The sequence below is a fragment of the Neobacillus sp. FW104-15D2 genome (assembly GCF_058790155.1).
This window is the reverse complement of record NZ_JBYTCJ010000027.1, coordinates 70,812-76,839: the sequence shown is the minus strand read 5'-3', so window position 1 is coordinate 76,839 and position 6,028 is coordinate 70,812. Positions and strand designations below refer to the sequence as shown.

The 6,028-nt window shown below is 39.4% G+C and carries 7 protein-coding genes; 2 read left to right on the top strand and 5 right to left on the bottom strand.

The genetic code is table 11. From position 1 onward, the window contains the following. Positions 1-111: 111 nt before the first annotated feature. Genes zur through AC3WR0_RS19335 form a run of 3 tightly spaced genes read right to left on the bottom strand, consistent with a single transcriptional unit; the run spans position 112 to position 2,165 of the window. Complete coding sequence (zur, locus tag AC3WR0_RS19345) at positions 112-525, bottom strand: zinc uptake transcriptional repressor Zur (protein WP_492553841.1); 414 nt, start codon at positions 523-525, stop codon at positions 112-114. A 15-nt stretch (positions 526-540) separates the two neighbouring features. Continuing rightward, complete coding sequence (locus tag AC3WR0_RS19340; protein WP_492553840.1) at positions 541-1,383, bottom strand: metal ABC transporter permease; 843 nt, start codon at positions 1,381-1,383, stop codon at positions 541-543. Beyond that, the gene (locus tag AC3WR0_RS19335; protein WP_492553839.1) at positions 1,380-2,165 is read right to left on the bottom strand and encodes a metal ABC transporter ATP-binding protein; all 786 of its coding nucleotides are present in this window, start codon (positions 2,163-2,165) and stop codon (positions 1,380-1,382) included. The genes AC3WR0_RS19340 and AC3WR0_RS19335 overlap by 4 nt, the downstream gene beginning before the upstream one ends. Positions 2,166-2,336: 171 nt before the next feature. Between AC3WR0_RS19335 and AC3WR0_RS19330 the strand changes: the two genes are divergently transcribed. Next, a complete protein-coding gene (locus AC3WR0_RS19330; RefSeq protein ID WP_027320024.1) occupies positions 2,337-2,591 on the top strand; it encodes a DUF2624 domain-containing protein in 255 nt (84 codons plus the stop codon). 48 nt (positions 2,592-2,639) lie between these two features. Here the strand turns inward: AC3WR0_RS19330 and AC3WR0_RS19325 are convergent, their stop codons facing one another. Both AC3WR0_RS19325 and AC3WR0_RS19320 read right to left on the bottom strand, forming a co-directional pair. After that, the gene (locus AC3WR0_RS19325) at positions 2,640-3,533 is read right to left on the bottom strand and encodes a deoxyribonuclease IV (RefSeq protein ID WP_492553838.1); all 894 of its coding nucleotides are present in this window, start codon (positions 3,531-3,533) and stop codon (positions 2,640-2,642) included. Positions 3,534-3,559: 26 nt separating this feature from the next. Beyond that, positions 3,560-4,876, bottom strand: coding sequence for a DEAD/DEAH box helicase (locus tag AC3WR0_RS19320; RefSeq protein WP_492553837.1), 1,317 nt, complete (start codon positions 4,874-4,876; stop codon positions 3,560-3,562). 290 nt (positions 4,877-5,166) lie between these two features. Between AC3WR0_RS19320 and vrrA the strand changes: the two genes are divergently transcribed. Beyond that, positions 5,167-5,880: a VrrA/YqfQ family protein gene (vrrA, locus tag AC3WR0_RS19315; protein ID WP_492553836.1), complete on the top strand. Its 714-nt coding sequence runs from the start codon at positions 5,167-5,169 to the stop codon at positions 5,878-5,880. Positions 5,881-6,028: the final 148 nt, after the last annotated feature.

Below are 6,028 nucleotides of genomic sequence, written 5' to 3'. Positions count from 1 at the left end.
CCTTAGTGGTTGGTCGATGTGTACCCCCACAGTGGACTTTCACCACCTAGATAGTTGCCATGCCTGGCACACCAAATGAAAAAGCGGCTGAAAACCAGCCGCTTTTGTTTTTTAATGAAGACATTCCGGACAACGTCCATAGACTTCAAATTTATGTCCTGAAATGTCATATCCACTTAGATCAGCCTTTATTCCAGACATTGGGCAAATATCTATTTCCTTGGACTTTCCGCAATCAAGACAAATAAAATGATGATGGTGATGATGCTGGGAACAGGTAAACCTGAAATGCTTTTCCCCACTTAGTTCTGTCATTTCTAAAATTCCCAATTCAGCAAACAAGGAAAGATTTCGATAAATGGTATCAAAGCTCAAGCCAGGGTACAGCTCCTTCATTTCCTCCAGCACATCCTTGGCAGTTAAATATTTATCGGTATCCGAGAAAAGCTGAAGCATCTCCTCCCTCTTACCGGTATATTTATATCCTCTATCCTTTAATAATTGAAGAGCTTCAATAACCTCCATGGAAGCTGCCCCCTATCAAGCAATTTTCCGAAAACCGGATTTTTTTATAAAAATAGCCAAAATAAGAATAAAAACAGAAATGATTACAATCGTACCACCTGGTGCCAAATCCATATAATAGGCCAGCGATAATCCGCCGAGAACAGATATTTCTCCGAAAATCACGGACAGAAAAATGGTTTGTTTAAATCCTTTAGCAATTCGAATGCTAGCCGCAACAGGCAGCGTCATTAAAGAGGAAACGAGAAGTATTCCTACCACCCTCATAGAACCTGCAATGACTAAAGCAACCATAATGATAAAAATAAAATGAATGCTTCGGGCTGCAAGTCCTGAAGCTTTTGCGTATTCCTCATCAAAGGATAAAAGAAAAAGTTCCTTATATAATAGGAAAATAACGATCGCAACCGTAATAGTGATGGCTAATATGGTCCATAAATCAGTCCGGCTGACCGCCGTAACACTCCCAAATAAATAACTGAACAAATCAGTATTAAACCCGTCTGCAAGGGAAATAAAAATTACTCCAAGTCCAATACCACCCGAAAGAATGATGGGAACTGCCAGCTCCTGATATTGCTTGTAAACTCCCCTAAGTTTTTCTATAAAGAGGGAACCTCCTACGGAAAAGACCATTCCCATATATATTGGATTCAGCCCGGAAAACATTAAAAACTTCTTTTCAAGCAAAAGGCTTGCTGCAATTCCGGCCAGTGTAACATGGCTTAGGGCATCAGCTATCAAAGAAAGCCTCCTGACTACAATAAAAACGCCCAGCAGCGGAGCAACTAAACCAATCAAGATTCCTGTCATGAAGGCATTTTGCAAAAATTCATATCGTAAAATCGCCTCGATCATCTTGTGACTCCTCCATGTTCGTGTTCATGATGATGGTCGAGCAAATGAACCTCATGCCCGTAGATTTCTGATAGACCATTACGCTCCAACTGTTCAAATTCTTCCGTTTTTCCATGAAAGTGCAAAGTCTTATTCAAGCAGGCAACATGTGTTACTTTATCCGAAACGGTTCCTATATCATGAGTGACCATTAAAAGCGTAATCCCCCTATCCTTATTCAATTCCCCAAGCATTTGATAAAAGGAATTCACGTTATAGGCATCTACTCCCACCGTTGGTTCATCAAGGATGAGAAGTTCAGGGTCACTTACAAGCGCTCTTGCAATGAAAACCCTTTGCTGTTGGCCCCCTGAAAGCTCGCCTATATTTTTAAATGAAAATTCAAGCATACCAACAGATTCCAGCGCTTTTGATACTTTGTTTTTATCATTTTTTTTAAGAAATTTAAATAGCCCCATTTTTTTAGTAAGACCGCTTGATACAACTTCAAAAACAGTTGCAGGGAATCCAGTATTAAAGGAATTAGCTTTTTGTGAAACATATCCAACTTTTTCCCAATTTTTAAAACGGCGTATCTCCTGCCCGAATAAATAAATTTCACCGTGCAGTGGTTTTAAAAGTCCTAGTATCAGCTTCATTAAAGTTGATTTTCCGGATCCATTTGGCCCGACCACACCGAGAAAGGCATTTTCCGGAACATTAAGTGTAATATTATCAAGGACTGTTTCTCTTTCATAACTATAGGACAGCCCCTTTATCTCTATAACTGGCTTGTTTGCCATAATTATCACCTGTCATTTTAAGAATCATTCCGATTTAACTTTCGTAGTATACAATATCTTCTTATCAAAGTAAAGCAAATGGCTGGTTCTCCTTTTTTAATTGTTTCCAAACCTGTTAGTGTCACTATTGCCTCCTCTCCGTCATACATTAGGGATGGAGGAGTGATAACAATGAAAATTTTCGAAAACATAATTAATCATAAGATTAATACTATTACTGGTGATGAGCTATTAAAATACGCTAATCAATTCAAAATTAATGTGACCCGGACCCAGGCTCAGAAAATTGCCGAATACTTAAGAGGAAGACAAGTAAATATTTTTGACAGCGCTCAACGGGCTTCCCTTATCAAGGAGATCGCGAAGGTTACAGATGTAGAAACAGCGCGTGAGGTAAATAAATTATTTGTTCAGTTTACAAAATAAAGAAAGCTGTGCAAGGCTGCACAGCTTTTTCTTTGGACAAAAACATATTTACTGCCCGATTATTAAATCAAGAAGATTATCATTGAACTCTTTATTCAGCAGCATTTCGATTTCAAACCTATAAGGCGGTTTTTTATTATTTTTATCCTCGCCAACAAATGGTGTTTCAAGTATTTTTGGAATCTCGGTTAACTGTGGGTGGTGAACAATATAACTTAATGCGTCAAATCCAATATGGCCGAAACCAATATTTTCATGGCGGTCTTTTCTCATGCCTATTTCATTTTTACTGTCATTAATATGAAGAACTTTAAGCCTGTCCAAACCAACTATTTTATCAAATTCGTTTAAAACCCCGTCAAAGTCCTCAACAATCTTGTAGCCCGCATCATGAGTATGGCAGGTATCAAAACAAACTGAGAGCCGGTCATTGAAATTAACACCATCCATTATCATGGCAAGCTCTTCAAAGGATTTACCGCATTCCGATCCTTTCCCTGCCATTGTTTCAAGGGCAATCTGGACATTCTCTTTCCCTGTTAAAACTTCATTTAATCCTTCGACGATTCTTTTAATCCCGGCTTCTGTTCCGGCACCAACATGGGCTCCAGGATGCAGAACGATTTGGCCAGCACCAATCGCTTCCGTCCTCTCGATTTCAGAACGCAGGAAGTTTACACCTAATTCAAACGTAGCCGGATTTGTAGTGTTTCCGATATTAATAATATAAGGAGCATGGACCACTATTTCTGTAATTCCATGAGCCTCCATATGCTTTCTGCCGGCTTCAATATTTAAATCCTCAATTTTCTTTCTGCGGGTGTTTTGCGGTGCACCTGTATATACCATAAAAGTGCTTGCCCCATACGAAACTGCTTCCTCACTGGCAGCCAGGAGCATCTTCTTTCCACTCATAGAAACGTGAGACCCAATTTTAAGCATTTTCTTTCCACTCCCTAAATCGTTTGTTACTTATTACGGCCCAATCTTCTTTGCCTTTTTTTGATTTTATCCATTTCTGTCTGCATTTTCTTTTTGTATCCAGGCTTAACCTTTTGAGGTTTTTTAACCAGAGACTTGGCCATTTTATCCACTGGGTCTTCTTGCCTTTTTCTGGTCTTCCTCCTATTGCGATCCTCTGTTTCAACAAAGCCTTCTTCCTTTTTCAGGTCAACATTTTTAAATTTAATTCCCATTTTCTCAAGGCGATTCAGAGCATCCTCATCTGATATTTCATAGACGGTTAGTGCGATGCCAGAATGACCGGCACGTGCAGTGCGGCCAACACGGTGAATATAGAAATCAAGATCTGTTGGCAGCTCGTAATTAATAACATGGCTGATTCCCTCAATATCAATCCCTCTAGCTGCCAAGTCAGTGGCAACTATGTATTGGTATTCAAGATCCTGGATTTGTTTCATCATCTTTTTGCGTTCTCGCGGGTTTAAATCACCATGGACACGGCCAACCTTCAGGCCTCTTCCAATAAGGTAATCTGCAACTTCATCTGCCATTTTTTTTGTATTTGTAAAAACAATGGCCAAATAAGGATTGAATGCTACTATCGCATCATGAACAATTGCTTTTTTATCTTTATGGCGTGAAGGTAATAGGTAATGCTGTAAATTTTCCGCTGCGACATTTTTTGATTCAATTTTAATAAACTTTGGGTTTTCCATATATTTTTTTAAAAATGGCTTTAGCTTTTCGGGAATGGTGGCAGAGAATACAAGCATTTGTAAATTCACAGGCATTTTAGCTGCGATTTGATCTACATCTTCAATAAAGCCCATATCGAGCATCATATCAGCTTCATCAACTACCAATGTTTTAGCCGTATGAATAAATAAAGCCTGTTCCTTCATTAAATCTTTAATTCTGCCCGGTGTGCCGACAACCACCTGTGGCTGAACCTTTAACTTATCAATTGTCCTTTGTTTATCTGTCCCACCAATATAGCAGCGGGCTGTAATTTTCTTATTCTCTTCAGTATGCTCAGTGATTTTTAAAATTTGGTGATAGATTTGGTTTGCCAGCTCCCTTGTTGGAGCTGTAATAACAGCCTGAACTTCTGCACGGGCTGGATCTACTTTTTCAAGTATCGGGAGTACATATGCCAGGGTTTTACCTGTACCTGTCTGTGACTGGCCAATTGCACTTTCGCCTTTCGATACAATTGGAATCATTCTTTCCTGAATTTCAGTAGGCTCATGGAAACCCAATTTTTTTATTGCTTCTATGATGAAAGGCTGAAACTGATAACGTTCAAACTGGTTTACCGTCATTTATTAATTGCTCCTTAATTTACATTTAGATAATTCGTTTTCATCCATCCTGTAATTATAGTAAAGTTTCCCCGAAATCTCCACCTATATTATCATCCTTTACCTTTCATGATTCCTCTAATCATAAAATTTAACAAGAAACCTGAAGAAACGGCCTAAACAAAATAGGGATAAATGCATACAGTAGAGAAGAAGCAAAAAAAAGGTGCAAGACTCAACCGGATTATTATAAACTCAAATGAAAATTCTCTATAAGTCTATACTTAAGTACTTAGAAAGGAGGAATATATATGCCACCAAGACAAGGATTTCCCAATTATCAGGGTATGGGACCGGGTATGATGGGGCCTGGAGGAATGGGACCTGGAATGATGGGAGGCAGCCCTGCTGGACGAATGGGACCTTCACCCGGAATGCAGGCTTTTCGTCAGTCTCCAATGATGGGACAAATGGGTCAAATGGGACAAATGGGGCAGATGGGACAATCACGCCAGATGATGGGCGGGATGGGACAAATGGGCCGCCAGGGCGGAGGGCTTCTGTCAAAAATTTTAGGCAAAGGAAATCAGGCTCGTACAATGGGAGGAGTAGCCGCAGCTGGCAGACAGGCTGGAGCTGGCGGGGGAGGAATCCTCCAAACACTTTCAAATCCTGGAGCCATCAATGGTTTTCTTAATAATACACAGCAGATCTTAAAAACGGCTCAATCTATCGGTCCTATGGTACAGCAATATGGACCACTAGTAAAAAATCTTCCATCTATGTGGAAATTATACAGAGGGTTAAAGACAGCGATGTCAGACAGTGGAAAATCTGAAGAACCAAAGAAAGAATCTGTTAAGGAGTCCTCCTCAGTTCAGGCAGAATCCTCCATTGAATCAAGTTCTGTTCAAATATCATCAACCTCACCAAGTAAAAGAACCTACACTAAAAAGAAAAAGGAAACTGCTGGGACAAATATTACTAAAACTAAAGGAAGCTCCACACCAAGGCTTTATGTATAAGAGGAGGAATCGGATGCTGGCAACGGCATCTTTTTATTTTGTACTGGAAAGAAAGGTTCCCTTTCCTTCTGGTGTGTTTAAACTCACTTTGTGTTATATTAATATTTTCTATATAATAATTACATAGACTTTAAGTCAATGTTCTTAA